The 16,879-nt window shown below is 57.4% G+C and carries 11 protein-coding genes; 6 read left to right on the plus strand and 5 right to left on the minus strand.

Annotation, left to right across the window (positions count from 1 at the left end; translation table 11 throughout):
- Positions 1-11: 11 nt before the first annotated feature.
- Positions 12-1,007 (minus strand): response regulator, encoded by a 996-nt coding sequence (locus K0J45_RS02325; protein ID WP_011864259.1) that lies wholly within the window; start codon positions 1,005-1,007, stop codon positions 12-14.
- A gap of 404 nt (positions 1,008-1,411) precedes the next feature.
- Between K0J45_RS02325 and K0J45_RS02330 the strand changes: the two genes are divergently transcribed.
- Entirely contained in the window at positions 1,412-2,221 is an 810-nt protein-coding gene (locus tag K0J45_RS02330; protein ID WP_220044082.1) for a crotonase/enoyl-CoA hydratase family protein, read from the plus strand.
- 171 nt (positions 2,222-2,392) lie between these two features.
- On the plus strand, positions 2,393-2,890 hold the full coding sequence (locus K0J45_RS02335; RefSeq protein WP_144199921.1) for a YqhA family protein: 498 nt from the start codon (positions 2,393-2,395) through the stop codon (positions 2,888-2,890).
- An 11-nt stretch (positions 2,891-2,901) separates the two neighbouring features.
- Here the strand turns inward: K0J45_RS02335 and K0J45_RS02340 are convergent, their stop codons facing one another.
- Both K0J45_RS02340 and rapA read right to left on the minus strand, forming a co-directional pair.
- A complete protein-coding gene (locus tag K0J45_RS02340; RefSeq protein WP_220044083.1) occupies positions 2,902-3,786 on the minus strand; it encodes a DUF3530 family protein in 885 nt (294 codons plus the stop codon).
- Positions 3,787-3,921: 135 nt separating this feature from the next.
- Positions 3,922-6,828, minus strand: a complete 2,907-nt coding sequence (gene rapA / locus K0J45_RS02345) for an RNA polymerase-associated protein RapA (RefSeq protein ID WP_220044084.1) — start codon at positions 6,826-6,828, stop codon at positions 3,922-3,924.
- Between the two features lie 365 nt (positions 6,829-7,193).
- Between rapA and K0J45_RS02350 the strand changes: the two genes are divergently transcribed.
- The 3 genes from K0J45_RS02350 to K0J45_RS02360 all read left to right on the plus strand — a co-directional run bounded on the left by K0J45_RS02350 (position 7,194) and on the right by K0J45_RS02360 (position 15,143).
- On the plus strand, positions 7,194-8,588 hold the full coding sequence (locus K0J45_RS02350; protein ID WP_144199915.1) for a PhoH family protein: 1,395 nt from the start codon (positions 7,194-7,196) through the stop codon (positions 8,586-8,588).
- Positions 8,589-8,828: 240 nt separating this feature from the next.
- A complete protein-coding gene (locus tag K0J45_RS02355) occupies positions 8,829-12,521 on the plus strand; it encodes a response regulator (RefSeq protein WP_011864265.1) in 3,693 nt (1,230 codons plus the stop codon).
- 222 nt (positions 12,522-12,743) lie between these two features.
- On the plus strand, positions 12,744-15,143 hold the full coding sequence (locus tag K0J45_RS02360) for a zinc-dependent metalloprotease (RefSeq protein ID WP_220044085.1): 2,400 nt from the start codon (positions 12,744-12,746) through the stop codon (positions 15,141-15,143).
- Between the two features lie 72 nt (positions 15,144-15,215).
- Here K0J45_RS02360 and K0J45_RS02365 read toward each other — a convergent pair whose 3' ends face one another.
- Positions 15,216-15,755, minus strand: coding sequence for a hypothetical protein (locus K0J45_RS02365; protein WP_220044086.1), 540 nt, complete (start codon positions 15,753-15,755; stop codon positions 15,216-15,218).
- A 309-nt stretch (positions 15,756-16,064) separates the two neighbouring features.
- Between K0J45_RS02365 and K0J45_RS02370 the strand changes: the two genes are divergently transcribed.
- Complete coding sequence (locus tag K0J45_RS02370; protein ID WP_258406748.1) at positions 16,065-16,373, plus strand: hypothetical protein; 309 nt, start codon at positions 16,065-16,067, stop codon at positions 16,371-16,373.
- Between the two features lie 118 nt (positions 16,374-16,491).
- Here K0J45_RS02370 and K0J45_RS02375 read toward each other — a convergent pair whose 3' ends face one another.
- The gene (locus tag K0J45_RS02375; protein WP_220044087.1) at positions 16,492-16,875 is read right to left on the minus strand and encodes a DUF6677 family protein; all 384 of its coding nucleotides are present in this window, start codon (positions 16,873-16,875) and stop codon (positions 16,492-16,494) included.
- Between the last annotated feature and the right edge of the window lie 4 nt (positions 16,876-16,879).

Raw genomic sequence — 16,879 nt, forward strand, 5'->3', positions numbered from 1 at the left:
CTTGGTCCAACTTAATCCAGCAGGTAGCCCAGCTTATAGTTAAGCGTCGGCAAAGAATCTTCGGTAAACAGCAGCAGGAGATCGCATTGAATATCATGGCCTTCGATGCGGTAGTTGATCTCCATCGCCAGGGTGCGGGACCATTTCTCCGAGTTGTCGTGGATAAGGTCGTTTACCGTACAGTGACGCCCCAGCACCACGGGATGGCTCTGGCTGAACTTCATGTGCAGCTGCTCCGAGATACCACTGAGGAAGGCGCCGATAAGCACGTTGCCCGTGTCTATCATCACCTCGATCTCTGTGTTGGCATCCTCGGGATTTGCCAGCCCCATCAGCTTGGCCATGTCCTGAAAGGAGGAGTCGTGAAACAGCAACAGCGCCTCGCCGGCCACGCCCGCTCCGATAAAGCCCTGGCACAGGGCCGATACCGTGCTGTAGCGCTCGGTGGCCTTGAGGGTCATGGTGAGCTCGCTGACTTCCAGTACGTTGACGTTTGGAATCGGCAGCAGCACGAAGACATCCAGCAGCTTGGCCAGCAGATCGGCGGCGCGGCCCATGGCCACGTTGGCGACTTCCTGGCAGGCGTCGCGCAGATCCACCTCTATCATGGGGTTGTCGTTATCTTGCTCCCCCAGGGCGATGGTGAGTATGCCGTATTCCTGGAGTATGTTACTGATGGCATCGGCGCTCACCGGCTTCTGAATAAAGTCTAGGGCGCCCAATGCCTTCACCTTCTCGTGGGCCTTGATCTGAATGTCGCCGGAGACCACGATCACCAGGGCGGGAAGATCTTCCTTCTGAATCGTCTCCAGTACCTCGTAACCATCCATGACAGGCATGTTGAGATCGAGAAACACCACTTCGCCCTTGCCGGCCCTGATCGCCTCGATACCTTCGGCACCATTGTTGGCAAAGGTGATCTCGACATCCCACTCCTTGGGCAGGGTCCTGGCCATCTGCTTGCGAGCGAGTGCGGAGTCATCGCATATGAGTACGGGAATCGACATCTAGTTATAACATCCTAATCTGCCTTCATTATTAGAAGATAACACCAAATCACTTGCTTGGTGGCTAAAAGCTTCGTCCTGAGGCAGTTTTCATCGGTTTTGTCTGTGGTAACGACAGGGTTTAATGGGACTTGCAGTTGGTCTCTTTGCCGGGGCATCTACCCCAATCCCAGGCATCCAGGCCGGGTCGCCGGGTATGTCGGCGCAGGTAAATGACAAGCTTTGCCCAAAGGTTATTATCTATCAGCTTGATTAACAACCGTAAACTCTTAAGTGGCAATATTTTGACGCCAGTCAAAAAACGGACTTATGTTATATCTTTTAGGGATATTTGCCAAATGTGTTACATTCCTTCTGGACTGACCAGTAGCAGAGTTTACCTGCAGCGATTGAGGAGTAAAGGAATGCAACATCCCCACGTCACCCTGACCATAGCCGAGGGCATCGCCTGGGTAGAACTGTCACGGCCGGAAAAGTACAACGCCCTCAACTATGCGCTGTTCGACTCTATCGTGAAGGTGCAGAAGGTGATCGCCGGGCGCAGAGACGTGCGGGCGGTGATCCTCAGTGGCAGTGGCGGCAACTTCTGCTCCGGGCTGGATGTGGCCAGCGTGATGAAGTCACCCATGCAGGCGTTTAAGTTGCTGTTTAAATGGCTGCCGGGCAATGCCAACCTGGCGCAGCGGGTCTCCATCGGCTGGCGCCGCCTGCCCGTGCCAGTGATCTGCGTGCTCGAGGGGATCTGCTATGGCGGCGGCACTCAGATAGCCTTGGGGGCCGACATGCGTATCGCCGCGCCAGACTGCCGCCTCTCTATCATGGAGGCCAAGTGGGGCCTGGTGCCCGACATGGCCGGCCTGGTCGGCCTGCGGGAGCTGGTAGGTAAGGATGTGGCCATGCAGCTCACCATGACCGCCGAGGTGATCGATGCCGAGCAGGCCAAGGCCTATGGCCTGGTGACTCAGGTGAGTGAGGCGCCGCGCGAGGCCGCCGAGGCGCTGGCCTTGCGGCTGGCGAAAACCTCCCCCGATGCTAACGCCGCAATCAAGTTCAGCATCAACAAGAGCTGGCGCGTCGGTGAGCGCAGCCTGCTGGCCCGGGAATCCCTGAGCCAGGTACGCCTGCTGCTGGGTAAGAACCGGGTGATTGCCGCCCTGCGTCAGACCAAAGATCCCGAGCGGCGCTACCGGCCGCGTCAGCCCTGGTGGCGCTAACCAGAACCCTTATCGCTAAGGTCGGCGACATTGGGATGTCGCCGCTAAGCGAATGAGTCATAAGTAATTTTCAATGTGATCTGCTTCACATTCCGTTTCCCCAGGCGCGACTAAGCCCCTGAGGCCCGCTAGTATCCCGCTGCCAAATTTTTGATTAAGGAAAGCATGATAATGCGACAAGGGTTCGAACGATTTCTCTGGAGTAGCCGCCTCTCTGTGATGATTGGGGTGTTTGCCTGTGTGCTGGCGGCCTTTGTGGTGTTTATCATGGGGGTGAAGGACGTGGTCCACATGGTCGCCCTGCTGTGGGACTATGTGCTGACCGGCAGCTACGAGGTGCGTAACGATCTTGTGATGGTGGTGGTCGAGATCTTAGATACCTTCCTGCTGGGCTCTGTGCTGCTCATCTTCGCCTTCGGTCTGTATGAGCTGTTTATCAGTAACCTGCAGGCGGCGGAAGACAGTGTCGCCGGCGGCAAGATATTGGTGATCAGCAGCATAGACTCGCTCAAGAGCAAGCTGGGTAAAGTGATCCTTATGATGTTGATCATTAAGGTGTTCTCTTACTTTACCGAGATGAAGCCCACCTCAATGCTCGAGCTGCTATACATGGGCGTCATCGTCGTGCTGATCGCCCTGGCCCTGATGCTGAGTAAAGACAAGAAGTAAACCTCTAAGCCTTAGGGATAGGCCCGCAGGATGCGCTGAGCGAAGCCCTGCACCAGGGTTAGCACATCCTGCCAGGCGCTGGGCTGATCCAGGTTTAACGCCAATTGCTGCTGCTCATAACGCAGCGGCTCCCCTAGGGGAGAGAGGGCCTTGCGGGCCTTTTGAGTCGCCAGCGAGGCGGGCAGTCCGTCCGGCGATTGAATATCCAGTACTGGCAGCGCCAGCTTGGCCAGCTTGCCTGGCAGATCGCGATTTTCCTCATCTTGCTCAAGGTAGGGGTTGATCACCACCAGTAGATCTGGGCTCGGCAGCGTTGCAGCCGTCAGCATCTCGATAACCAAGCCGGCGCTTTGGCCGGTAACGATCAGTATGCGTTTACCCGGATAACTCTTGCCGAGAGAGTCGAGCTGACCCAGGGTCTGACTCATCACAGTCTTCTGTTGCTCCCTCAGCGCCGCCCAATCTTCCTGGCTGTATTTAGGCAGACTCTGATTACTCTTCTGGCTTAGTTGCTGCTCGCCAGGCTTAGGGATCTCACCTGCGTCGGTAATATGATTAGGCTGCGCCGCGCCCTGAGGCGCACCTATGCTGAGTGTCGCCCAGCCCTTGGGCGTCAACTCGCGCCTGAGAAAGGCTAGCAGTCCCTCTGGGTCGGCGTCCTCGCCTAAATCTCCTAATAAGACTGCCGCACCATATTGATTTCGCCCCTGCCAGGGACGCACCAATACAGCTTGTTCAGCATCGCCCAGGGTGATCTTTTCCACCTCGGCAGGTGGCAGGTAATCATAATCCGGTGTGGTACTGCGCTGGGCCGAGGCCATAGCCGGAAAGAGGGCCAGGCTCATCAGAGCGAGCAGGGAAAGGCTAAGCAGTGTGGAGCGTAGAGTCATCGGCATCTAAGTCATTGGGCGTTTACTTCGGCTATGGCGTCAGTATAAGCCTAAGTGCTTGCCATTGGCGACAAAATGCAGAAGAAGCTGGCACCGACTAGAGGTCGGTGCCAGTGGAAGAGGTGTAGCGCTAAGGGCAGATTAGGCGTGACTGACTAGCACCAGACGCACGGCGTCCAGTTGTAGCTGACAGGCATCTAAGTAGTTGCCCAGCTCGACCATCTGATTTTTCAGGTGCTCCAGCTCCTCGTCACGAATGTTGGGATTAACCGCCTTGAGGGCCTCCAGACGTTCCAGCTCTGCGGTGAGCTGCTGGGTCATCTTGTTGCTGGCCTCTTCGGTCAGCTGCTTCATCGCCGCTTGGGCAAACTCCTCACCCTTGGCAAACAGCGGATGCAGCAGGGTTTGCGAGGCGTTCACCAGCTTGCTGGCGATATGGCGGTTGACCGCGCTCAGCTGCTTGTCGAAGCTCTCGTAGCTGACATTCTGCGACAGGTTGTTGCCATTCTTGTCCAGCAACACACGTACCGGGGTCGGTGGCATGTAGCGGTAGAGCTGGCTCGAACGCGGCGCCGAGGCATCGGCCATATAGATCAGCTCCAAGAAGATGGTGCCCGCAGGTAGTGCCTTGTTCTTGAGCACGGCCACGCTGGTGGTGCCTGTCTCAGAAGAGGTGATCAGATCCAGCCCCGTCTGTACCAGCGGGTGCTCCTGGGTGATCAGGGCGATATCGTCGCGTGACAGCGCCATCTCACGGTCGAAGGTGACGGTGATGCCATCTTCAGGCAGACCCGGGTAGGTCGGGAACATCATGTGTTCGCTCGGATGCAGCACGATGGCGTTCTCGCCGCTGTCTTCCTGCTCGACGCCTATGATGTCCCACAGGCGGATCACTGAGCCGATTAGCTGGGTGTCCTGATCGCGGGCCGCCAGGCTCTCCACTAACTTTTGCGCCTTGTCGCCGCCATGGGAGTTGATCTCCAGCAGCTTGTCACGGCCCTGTTCCATCGCCTTCTTCAGCGCCTTGTAGCGGCTTTGGGTGTGGTTGAGCAGCTGGGTGAACTTGTCTTCGTCGCGGTAGACCAGCTGGGTCAGCAGCTCCTCGGAAAACTCGTTAAACAGAATATGGCCGGTAGGGCAGGTCTGCTCGAAGGCGTTCAGTCCCTTGTGGTACCAGTTCATCAGGTTTTCCTGGGCCGTGTTGGCCAGGTAAGGCAGATGGATCTCGACATCGTTGGCCTGACCGATACGGTCCAGACGGCCGATACGCTGCTCCAGCAGATCCGGATTCAGCGGCAGGTCGAACAGCACCAGATGGCTGGCAAACTGGAAGTTACGACCTTCCGAGCCTATCTCACTACAGATCAGCGCCTGGGCGCCGCCGCTTTCCTGAGCGAAGTAGGCGCCGGCCTTGTCGCGCTCTATGATAGACATACCTTCGTGGAAGACGGTGGCCTGAATGCCCTCGCGGGTACGCAGGGCTTCTTCCAAGCTCAGGGCGGTCTCCGCCTGGCTGGCGATGATCAGCACCTTCTTGCTGCGATGGTTCTTGAGGAAATCGATCAGCCAGTCGACCCTAGGATCGAACTTCCACCAACTGGCGCTATCGCTCTCGAAGGCCTGATACAGCTTCTCTGGGCTCAGGGCCTGTTTCACCTTGGCGGTCAGATCTGTCTGGCCGCCCATCATGTCAGACACCCTGGCGGCAGTCTCATACTGAGCCGGCATGGTCTGAGGGTGGGCGTTGAAGATACGGGTCGGGAAGCCTTTCACCGAGGCGCGGCTGTTGCGATAGAGCACGCGGCCGGTGCCGTGTCTGTCTAACAGCTCCTGCAGCAGCTCGCTACGGGCCTGATCGCGTTGTTCGTTATCGACGCTCTCATCTTCAATCAGACGCAGCGCCGGGGTGATATCTTTCTCGTTGAGCAGCTCGGTCAGGCTGGCAACGGCCTCGTCGGGAAGACGCTTACCGCTGGCCAGCGCATCGGCGGCGCTCGCCACCTCTTTATAGCTCTCCTCCTCTTTGAGGAAGGCCTGATAGTCGTAGAAACGATCCGGATCCAGCAGACGCAGACGGGCGAAGTGGCTCTGGTGGCCCAGCTGATCCGGTGTGGCGGTCAGTAGCAGCACACCGGGGACCACTTCACTCAGGGCCTCGACCACGCGGTAGGCGCGGCTCGGCGCCTCTTCGGTCCACTCCAGGTGGTGGGCTTCGTCGACCACCATGAGATCCCAGTCGGCATCCAGGGCCTGGTCCAGGCGTTTCTTCTTCCGTAGCAGCTCGAGTGAACAGATCACCAGCTGCTCTGTGTAGAAGGGGTTGTCGTGATCGGCGTAGGCCTCGACGCATCTGTCTTCATCGAACACCGAGAATCGCAGGTTGAAACGGCGCAGCATCTCCACCAACCACTGATGGCGTAGGGTGTCTGGCACTATGATCAGGATACGCTCGGCGCGGCCGGTCAGCAGCTGCTGGTGGATGATCAGGCCGGCTTCTATGGTCTTACCCAGGCCCACCTCGTCCGCTAACAGGACGCGCGGCGCGAAGCGCTGGCCCACTTCATGGGCGATCCACTGCTGGTGGGGGATCAGGCCGACGCGGGGACCCTGTAGGCCCAGCAGATCTGAGGTGGCCAGCTTATGACGCAGCAGTTGGCTCTGGTAGCGCACGCCAAATCTGTCCAGACGATCGATCTGGCCGGCAAATAGCCTGTCTTGGGGCTTGTTGAAACGAATATTGTGGTTAAGCAGCGTCTCTCTGAGGCTGACCTCTTCGCCGGTCTCGGTGTGGATACCGTGGTAGATCACCAGCTGGTTCTTCTCTTCGATCTCGCTGACCTTGAGACTCCATCCTTCGTGACTCTCAATGATATCGCCGGGGTTATAGATCACTCGGGTTAGCGGGGCATCGTCGCGGGCAAACATGCGGTTTTCGTCAGTGGCGGGGAACATCAGGGTGACCATACGGCCTTCGAGTCCAATGACAGTACCTAAACCGAGTTCCGATTCGGTATCACTAATCCAACGTTGACCTAAGGAAAAGGGCATTTACAAATTCTCATCTACAGGGTGAATCACGAAAGGGCGCGTATGTTATCCAATCGAGACTATGATGTCGAACATATCTGACCCGTAATTGCCTCGTTAAAAATACTAATTAGATTACAAATTATCCAATCAGATCGGCCGCCGCCCGCCTTGTCATCTTAATGTCATTTTAGGCCACCAGTCTCGAATTGGGTCGGGCGATTTTCTGGACAAGTTTCCGTTGAAGCCGTGAGATTTTGGTGTCAGTATGGATTTAATCCCTAAGTGCTTTGTTGCGCGTCACTATACTGACAGAGAAGGAGGCTAATTACCCGCTCAGCTCGCTTGACTACAAATATAACACCCTACGCACAAGTGGAGGCGCCATGGAACAAGACGACAAGAAGTTGTTTGTACTGGATACCAATGTGTTACTGCATGAACCCTTAGCCATCTATTCGTTTAAGGAGCATGATGTCGTAGTCCCCATGACTGTCCTTGAAGAGTTGGATCAGATCAAAGACAGGAAACGAGATGTTAGCCGAGATGCCCGAGTCGCCATTCGTGCATTGGAAGACATACTCGGCGGGCAGACCACCCCAGAAGAGATTGTCAGCGGGGTGCCCTTACCCAAACGTGAAGGACACGGTGACGCAGTAGGTTCCCTCTCTATCTTCCCCGACCATCAACTCGAATTTACCCAGGCATCCCTGCCCGGCGACAACAACGACAACCGCATCATCAACACCGCACTGCATCTGCAGAATCAGTTTGCCCCACGCCATGTGGTGCTGGTGACCAAAGATATCAACATGCGCCTCAAGGCCAAGGGCGCCGGCATCAATCTGGTCGAAGACTATCGCACCGACCAGCTAATCGACGACATTCGCTTTCTTACCAAAGGCTTCCACCAGTTTGAGGGCGATTTCTGGGCGCGCAAGGAACATGTCAACACCGAGACCCAGGGGCGTCATACGGTACACCGTGTACCTGTTAAGGAGGTGGGTGAAGAGAACTTCTATACCAACCAATACCTTATCGATGAAGACTCCAACTTCTGTGGCCGGGTACTGAGCAACAACGACGAAGAGCTGGAGATATTGGATCTCGGCCGTGACCGTCTGCTCAACCTGGATGCCTGGGGCATCAAGCCCAAGAACGTCTATCAGGGGATGGCGATGCAGGCGCTGCTGGATCCCGATATCGATCTGGTGATTCTCACCGGCCCCGCAGGCTGTGGTAAGACGCTGCTCGCCATGGCGGCGGCCCTGGAGATGGTGGTGGAGCGCGGCCTCTACGATAAAGTTATCGTGACCCGTAACACGCCGGAGATCGCCGAGTCTATCGGCTTCCTGCCTGGCACAGAGGAGGAGAAGATGGCGCCCTGGCTGGCGGCCATTACCGATACCCTGGAGGTGCTGCATAAGCACGACGTTAACCCCAGCGGCAGCATGAACTACATCATGGACAAGGCTAACATTCAGTTTAAGTCGATCAACTTCATGCGTGGACGTTCGATACAGAACTCTGTGGTGTTGCTGGATGAGTGTCAAAACCTGACCGCCTCGCAGATCAAGACGATGATCACCCGTATGGGCGAGGGGACTAAGCTGATCTGTAGCGGCAACCTGGCGCAGATCGATTCTAACTATCTGACGGCGGTGACCTCGGGACTCACCTATATCGTCGAGCGCTTTAAAAACTTCGACGGCAGTGCCAACGTCTACCTCAACGGCGTGGTGCGCTCTCGCCTGGCAGAGTTTGCCGAGGAAAACCTCTAACCGCTTAGGCGGCCACCGACGGCAAAAGGCTCCCATGGCGGAGTCTTTTGTCTAAAGAAGGGCGATCTTGTGGGTCTGCGCCAACGCGCCGGCCCAGTGCCAGCCTGACGACTGAGATCATTCTGGCAAAAGCGACTCCCCTTTGTATTCCATTGGGCTGGCTTCCTGATACTATATGCAGAATATGATGCGCCGCCCCGGGTTAGTCCAAGGGCAGATGCTTGTTTTCAAAGGTAATCAATGAAGTCGACAGAGCCGGACTTACAGCTTAAGTCTCCGATTCAAAAAAACTACAATCGCGCGGTTTTCTATACCTATATCGGCGTGATCATCATGGCGTTGCTGACGGCCTGGATCTTCTTCGAGCGTCAAAAGACCCAGATGATGGATCAGCGCGAAGAGCTGGTCGAGCGTCACGTGTTGCAGATCGACCTCCTGTTGGAATCCAGTATCCGCGCGGTGAAGAGCCTGCGCAACGTGGCGGTGGATCATCTGCGTCTGGGTGAGTTAGTGCGTACCGACCGTCTGCCCCAGTATGAGAAGTTTAACGAGAGCGGCCAGTTCTTCACCCTTGAGCCCAGCTATGCCCAGAGCGGCAAGCCCTTCACCAATATGGGGCGGATCACAGGCGCGGGCTCGCTCAATGGCCGCAGCGATAAGTTTTATCAGGAGCTGGAGATGCTGTTCGAGCTCTCCCTCTCCTTCCCGGTGGCCCGACAGGCGGCGCCCAAGGCTTCCTCCATCTACTACATCTCCAAACATAGGATGATGTCTTACTACCCCTGGCCCTCGGACGAGCAGCGTTTTCGCGACGAGCTGCTGAAGAAACAGCAGTTTCAGCTGGTTACCCCAGCGATGAACCCACAGCGCAGCGTGGCCTGGAGCCCCGCCTATGTGGAGCCCAACGGTAAGGGGCTGCTGACCACGGTCGGTGTGCCCATTTATCTGGAAGATGAGTTTATCGGCTCCATCAACCTGGACATGACCCTCTCCTCACTGGATAAGCAGATCCGCCTCTACTTCAAGATGCCGGGCACGGTTATCCTGCTGGATCAGCAGAACAATATTCTCTCCCACAGCGATATTGACGCCGCCGACATCAACCGCGTCTTCCATATCAGCCAGAAGATCCCCTCGGCGCTGCACTCGGTGCCCGAGTCTGAGCTGTTCGATGCCCACGAGGGGATCATGCGCAACGGCTACTATATCCACTCGGTGGCGCTGCAAAACGCCCCCTGGCGTCTGCTCTATCTGCAGGATGAGAACGAGCTGTTTAAGGACTCCTGGGAGAAGCTGGAGCTGACCTTCCTGCTGGTGGTGATCGCCCTGTCTGTGTTGGTGACCATAGTGCACTGGCAGACCCGCCGTTCCTTCGTTAACCCGGCGTCGCGCCTGCTGTCGCATCTGGAGGGCTGCTCTCAGGAGCCACGCAAGCCACCGGCCAAGATCACCCAGGGCTGGGAGCCCTGGTTCCAGCTGGTGAGTCGCATCTTCGAAGAGAACCAGCAATATACCCGTCACCTGGCGGAGCAGAATCGTCGCCTGGATAACCTGGTGGCGCGGCGCACCGAGCGCCTGAAGGAGACAACTGAGCGGCGAGAGCGGGAATACGCCCTGTTGCGATCCCTGCTGGACTCCATCCCCGAGGCGATCATCTTCAAGGATAAAGAAGGTAAGTACCTAGGCTGTAATAAGTCCGCCGAGCGCATGCTGGGGTATACCGAGAGTGAGATGATAGGCCAGGATTCCCAGACCATGACCAGCAACGAGCAGTCGATGCGGATCCGCGCCGAGGATGAGCGGGTGTTGTCCGAGCGCACGCCGCTGCGCTATCAGGAGAAGGTGGAGCTGGCGGGCAAGCCTGTGCTGCTCGATACCCTCAAGCTGCCTTTCTACAACCGCCGTGGCGAGCTGCTAGGCCTGATCGCCGTGTGGCGTGACGTGACCAGAGAGTATGAATCGGCCGAGCAGCTCAGGCTGTCGGAGGAGCGTTATCACCTGGCGATGGACGCGGTAGAAGATGGCCTGTGGGACTGGTATCTGGATTCCGAGCAGATCATCTGTAACCCGGCCTACTACTCTATGCTCGGCTATAAGAGCAACGAATTCCCGGCCCTGGTCTCCACCATAGACGAGCTGGTGCATCCAGACGATCGCATCCGGGTACAGGAGTATCGCGAGCAATACCTGGCGGATCCTATCGGCGCCTACGACGTGGAATTCCGTATGCGCGGCAAGAGCGGCATGTACCACTGGGTGCTCAGCCGTGGCCGTGTGGTGGAGTTCACCTCGGACAATCAGCCTAAGCGTATGGTGGGTACCCACAAGGATATTACCCGTCATAAGAGCAACGAGGTGGCGCTACTGGAGGCCAAGCAGGACGCCGAATCGGCCAACCTCTATAAGAGTGAGTTCCTGGCCAACATGAGTCACGAGATCCGCACGCCGATGAACGCCATTATCGGTATGTTGCAGCTGGCCAGTCGCACTCAGTTGACGCCACAGCAGGCGGATTATCTGGATAAGGCGGGCTTCTCGGCCCAGTCACTGCTGCGCATCATCAACGACATCCTCGACTTCTCTAAGATCGAGGCCGGTAAGCTTGAGCTGGAACGGGTCGCCTTCCCACTGGATAAGGTGCTGGACCACGCCCTGGATCTCAACGCCCTCAAGGCGCAGGAGAAGGGGGTCGAGCTGCTGCTGTATGCTCCTGTCACCGCTGGGCTTATCCTCGAAGGAGATCCCCTGCGTTTGGGTCAGGTGCTGATCAACATGCTCAGCAATGCGGTGAAATTTACCCAGAGCGGCGAGATTGAGCTGGGTTGTGAAGATGTGGGCGAGCGGGATCACCGCATCACCCTCAAGTTCTGGGTACGCGACACCGGTATAGGGATCAGCAAGGAGCAGCAGGAGAGCCTGTTCGACGCCTTCGCCCAGGCCGACGGCTCGACCACCCGCAAGTACGGCGGCACGGGTCTGGGTCTCTCCATCAGTAAACATCTGGTTTCCATGATGGGCGGCACCATGCAGGTGCAGAGTGAGCTGGGGGTCGGCAGTACCTTCAGCTTCACCATCAGCTTCGAGATCGCCGAAGAGGCCGAGGTGAAGCCGCTTATCGTGCCCGAGGTGATCGGCAACCTGAAGACGCTGGTGGTGGACGACAACCCCACGGCGCTGCAGATCTATTCTACCGCCATGCGTGACTTCCACTTCGACGTGGACACAGCATCCAACGGCGCCGAGGCGCTATACAAGCTGGAGCACAGGCCGGTGGATCTACTGCTGCTGGACTGGATGATGCCAGAGATGGATGGGGTCGAGGTGATCAAGGCGCTGGACGCCATGGTGGCCGACGGCCGCCTGGAGAAGCGCCCGGTGATCATCATGATGACCGCCTATGCCTCGGAGCCACTCAAGGAAGATCTGGACGATCTCGACATCTACGCCATGTTGCAGAAGCCGTTCAAGGCCTCGGCCCTGTTCGACGAGATCATCGCCGCCTTCATCGACAAGCCTAAGATCAATCCGGCGGCCGCGCTGCCGGTGGAAGGCAACGCCACGGGCACAGGGCAGATCCTGCTGGTGGAAGACAACTTCATCAACCAGCAAGTGGCGACCGAGCTGCTCAAGAGCGCGGGTTACGAGGTGGATGTGGCCGAGAATGGTCAGGTGGCCCTGGATATGGTGGACGCCAAGCAGTACGACGCCGTGCTGATGGATATTCAGATGCCAGTGATGGACGGTCTGACGGCCACCAAGGAGCTGCGTAAGCGCTACACCAAGGAGGAGCTGCCGGTGATCGCCATGACGGCCCACGCCATGTCGGGGGATCGCGAGAAGAGCCTGGCGGCGGGCATGAACGCCCACATCACTAAGCCTATCGTGCTCAACGAGCTGTTCGACACCCTGGCCCAGTGGATAGTGCGTCACTAATCAGACAATGCAATGCGCATGTGCGAGAAGAGAAGGGGCCCTGGCCCCTTTTTTGTGCCTATCGCTCCGCTGGCTAACAAGGCGGAGAGGCTTATGATACGGCGTGAATTATTTGCACTTGAGCCTGAATTGAGACCTGTTAAGCTAAGTGACTGATATTCACGAGACGCATAATATTTGAACAACTAAGTCTCCCATTAAAAGTCTCAGCAAGGAGATAACATGAGACCCTCTACACTCGCGCTGGCCCTTGCCCTCATTCTGGTCCCGACTGACCCCCTGCTCGCCGTCGAAAATAGCGCTAAGGTGATCAAGAGTAGCCAGGCCGCCAAAGGCTTTATCAACCTCTTCTATCAGCAAGGCTCGGGCGATCTCTACCTGGAGGCGACCCGCCTCAATCAGCCTTTCTTGCTGGTCACCAGCCTGCCCCATGGGGTGGGCTCTAACGATATCGGCCTGGATCGCGGCCAGCTGGGGATGACCCGCCTGGTGCAGTTTGAGCGCCACGGCCCCTATCTCATTCTGAAACAGCTCAACACCCGTTACCGGGCGACCACAGACAACGGCGCAGAGCAGCGGGCAGTCAAAGAGGCCTTCGCCGAATCTGTGCTCTGGCGCGGCAAGGTGCTGGAAGGCAAGCAGGCGCTGGTATCGATCAACGACCTGGTACTGCGAGACCTGCACGGCATAGCCGACACCCTGGAGCAGACCAAGCAGGGCCATTATCAGCTGGATAAGGAGACCTCGCTCATCCTGCCTCAGGGAGTGAAATCCTTCGAGCGTAACAGCGATGTAGACGTGCTGCTCACCTTCAAGGGCGCCAAGGCCGGGCCTCAGGTGGCCGAGGTCACCCCAGACGGCAAACAGATGTCACTGCGGATGCGCTACTCCTTCGTCGAGCTGCCGGACGACAACTACCAGCCCAGGTCCTATCACCCCAACAGTGGCTACCTGTCCGATGAGTATCTGGATTACGGCGCGCCAATCGACAAAGACATAGTGCAGCGCCATCTGCTGCGTCATCGCCTGCAGAAGGTCACCCCGGGGGATGCGCCCAGCGAGGTGGTGAAACCTATCATCTACTATCTGGATCCCGGTGTGCCCGAGCCCATTCGTAGCGCCCTGCTAGAGGGAGCTCGCTGGTGGGAGACCGCCTTCAACGAGGCGGGCTTTATCAACGGCTTCAAGGTAGAGCTGCTGCCGGAAGATGCCGATCCTCAGGACATTCGCTACAACGTGATCCAATGGGTACACAGGGCGACTCGCGGCTGGTCTTACGGTAGCGCCATCGCCGATCCCCGCACAGGTGAGATCATCAAGGGCCATGTGACCCTGGGTAGTCAGCGCGTCAGGCAAGATCACCTCATCGCTCGCGGCCTCACCGCAGGCTGGCAAGACAGAGAGGCAGCCGCCGAGGCGGTGACAGAACTCTCCCTGGCGCGTATTCGCCAGCTGTCAGCCCATGAGGTGGGCCACACCTTAGGCCTGGATCATAACTTTGCGGCGTCGAGTAACGATAACGCCTCTGTGATGGATTACCCGCATCCCAAGGCGACCCTCAAGGGCGACAAGATAGATATCTCTGCCCCTTATGATGAGGGCGTCGGTGCCTGGGACAAGTTTACTGTAGCCTATGGCTATGGTCAGTTTAGCCCGGAGGATCAACAGGCTAAGCTGACCGAGCTGATGCAGGCGGTGGAGCGTCAGGGGCTAAGATATATCGGCGAGGCAGATTCGCGCCGCGCCGGTGCCAGCCATGCCTACGCCAGCCTGTGGGACAATGGCCAGGATCCTGTGGCCGAGCTGAGCCGCCTGGCCAAGGTGCGTGAGGTGGCCATCGATGGCTTTAGCGATGCCGCCTTGCTGCAAGGCCAGCCCTATGGCGAGCTGCGCGATGCCTTCGTGCCCATCTATCTGCTGACCCGCTATCAGATAGAAGCCGCTGCCAAGTTTATCGGCGGCACCGACTATACCTATTCCACCCAGGAGGGTGGGCGCAGCTGGCACTATATGGCGCCTGAGCTGCAAAAGAATGCGCTGGAGGCCCTGCTGCAGAGCCTGAGCGTGGATGCCCTGGCGCTGCCGACCAAGGTGACCGATGCCCTGGTGCCTAAGTCGGGCAACTATGGCACCACCCGCGAGAGCTTCGATAGCGCCACCGGCGTGGTGATCGACCCTATCGGCATGGCCGAGGTGCTGAGTCGTCACACCTGCGGGCAGCTGCTGCAGCCGATGCGACTCAATCGCGTCAATCAGGGCTACTTTGCCGACAAGGAGCAGCTCTCCGTCGTCACTCTGGTAAACAAGCTGCTGGCCAAGACAGTGTTTGCCGATGCCCCTAACGGTCAGGCTCAGGGGGTATGGATGCGGGTCAACGCCGTGGTGCTCGACGCCCTGCTGGCCAGCTACCACGACGCGACGAGTTCGCCCGAGGTGAAAGCGCAGCTGGCGGGCCGTCTGGCCTTCGCCCAGAAGCAGCTCAGCCGACTGGTGAAGCGCAGCAGCGACTATGAGGCAGCTCACTATCAATGGCTGCTCGATGGCCTGGAGAAGGGGCTGAAGGATAGCAAGCACAAGCTGATCCACAAGCCGCTGGCTATGCCGCCGGGCTCGCCGATTTAAGCTCTGTTACATTAGCTAAAAGCCCCGCATCGCGGGGCTTTTTTATGGTCTAAATTTTCCCGAGCCGGCAGGCTAGAGGCGCTGCACCGAATCGAGGAAGTTGCGGGCGGTCTGCTCTTCGCGGCTGGACTGATAGCTGGCCATCAGCAGCAATAGGTGGTCGTCGATGATATAGATGTGTTGCAGCATGCGGGTATCGTCCTTGGGAAGACGCATCTCTACCTCGTAGCCGCGCATGCCGTTGGTGTTGATATAGCCCTTGCTGAGGATCAACTCCTCGAGAATGGCGGCGACTTCAGGCCCCGCCATGGCGGTGTATTTATCCATCTCATACGGAAGAAACTCTAAGTCCTCTGGCTCGAAGCGTTCCATCGACGACTTGAAGGTCATCACGAACATGGTGAGCTTGTCATCGGCCTTTTTCTGGGTATTGAGGGACTCGAATTCCACTTGGGTGTTTTGCTTGTGCAGCACCTTAGGATCAGGCAACAGCTTAAGGCTTACGGGCACAGAGGTGAGGCGATAGGTTTGCAGCGGGTAGGGGGCAAACCAGTGTTGGTAGCCAAAGTAGAGCGCAGCCACCAGGGCCGCCAGTTTGATCAGGTGCGACATGTTTGTTTCCTTGTCTGCTTAGCCTGGGGCTAAGGGTTATCCGTAACGCGTCATTGGGTCTTGCTAGCCATATCTGCCCGACTTGCCATATTTGCTGTGCATTGCGCACTTGCCATGCAAATAGACTTGGGGGCCGCTGCAACCAAGTCAGTTTACCCAGCAAATCACTCAAATAGCAAATTTGCTGCTGGGTGGATTGCCATGCAAAAAGTGTAACAATTTGCAAGCCTTACTGTGATCTTGTTCAAAAAATGTGGGGTTTAGGTTAGTATCTTTGTTAGCTAATTGTGGTCAATAAGATTGGAGTACATGATGAAGTTGTTAGCCAGCACGACCTTAGCTTTAGCCTCTCTACTACTTACTACCCAGGCGTTTGCCGAGAGACCGGATTTCTCGAAGACCGCCGCGGCAAGAGCCGATTATCTCTTTGCCAACAACTCAAGTGCGCAGCTGGATCAGGTGCAGCGTTCAAGCAGTCGTCATGATTTTTCCAAGACGACCGCCGCCAACAGTGAGTATCGCTTCGCCGACAATCCTCCCGCCGATGAAACTGAGCTTGAGCCGAGAACGACTCAGCACGATTTCTCGCGCACGGAAGCGGCCAGGAAACAGAGCTAAAGCATTTTTGATCTTGTGAAGGAGCCGCTTAGGCTCCTTTTTTTATGGCTGTTTTTGCGGTTGTTTTGCAGAGTTAGCTAAGGATTTGAGTCGGTCATTTGAGCCAGTCTCTTGAACCCTAGCGGTTAGCCTCGGCGTGCGTCTCGCCCTGCTGTGCCTCCAGGCGCATCAGCTTCTTGCCCTGGCGATAGGCGTCTATGATGCCGATGAGCCAACCGAGGATGAAGGCCCAGGTGGCGGCCTCGACCCAGAAGGCCTCACCACCCTGGGGTGCCTGGCTGATGGCGGCATAGATAGCGCCATAGTCCAGCGGCAGCTCCCCCGACAGAATCTGGTCCGATACCGTCACGGCGCGGTTGACCGCCTGATACAGCAGGTAGGCGAGGCCACTCAGGCTGATGCAGGAGATCAGCGTCCCGGCGTTATAGCGCTTGAGGTAGAAGTGGCCCGAACCCGGGCAGACGAAGGCCGAAAGCAGGGTGGCTATGATGGCTTTATTCATAATG

It is taken from the genome of Shewanella alkalitolerans (assembly GCF_019457575.1).
In the GTDB taxonomy this organism is placed as follows: domain Bacteria; phylum Pseudomonadota; class Gammaproteobacteria; order Enterobacterales; family Shewanellaceae; genus Shewanella; species Shewanella loihica.

What these genes read in the sequence shown, in the direction of transcription:
- K0J45_RS02355 (WP_011864265.1), top strand. Translation starts at nt 8,829, where the DNA reads ATGAAGTCGACAGAGCCGGACTTACAGCTTAAGTCTCCGATTCAAAAA.
- K0J45_RS02340 (WP_220044083.1), bottom strand. Translation starts at nt 3,786, where the DNA reads ATGCCGATGACTCTACGCTCCACACTGCTTAGCCTTTCCCTGCTCGCT.
- K0J45_RS02350 (WP_144199915.1), top strand. Translation starts at nt 7,194, where the DNA reads ATGGAACAAGACGACAAGAAGTTGTTTGTACTGGATACCAATGTGTTA.
- K0J45_RS02360 (WP_220044085.1), top strand. Translation starts at nt 12,744, where the DNA reads ATGAGACCCTCTACACTCGCGCTGGCCCTTGCCCTCATTCTGGTCCCG.
- K0J45_RS02365 (WP_220044086.1), bottom strand. Translation starts at nt 15,755, where the DNA reads ATGTCGCACCTGATCAAACTGGCGGCCCTGGTGGCTGCGCTCTACTTT.
- rapA (WP_220044084.1), bottom strand. Translation starts at nt 6,828, where the DNA reads ATGCCCTTTTCCTTAGGTCAACGTTGGATTAGTGATACCGAATCGGAA.
- K0J45_RS02330 (WP_220044082.1), top strand. Translation starts at nt 1,412, where the DNA reads ATGCAACATCCCCACGTCACCCTGACCATAGCCGAGGGCATCGCCTGG.
- K0J45_RS02375 (WP_220044087.1), bottom strand. Translation starts at nt 16,875, where the DNA reads ATGAATAAAGCCATCATAGCCACCCTGCTTTCGGCCTTCGTCTGCCCG.
- K0J45_RS02370 (WP_258406748.1), top strand. Translation starts at nt 16,065, where the DNA reads ATGATGAAGTTGTTAGCCAGCACGACCTTAGCTTTAGCCTCTCTACTA.
- K0J45_RS02325 (WP_011864259.1), bottom strand. Translation starts at nt 1,007, where the DNA reads ATGTCGATTCCCGTACTCATATGCGATGACTCCGCACTCGCTCGCAAG.
- K0J45_RS02335 (WP_144199921.1), top strand. Translation starts at nt 2,393, where the DNA reads ATGCGACAAGGGTTCGAACGATTTCTCTGGAGTAGCCGCCTCTCTGTG.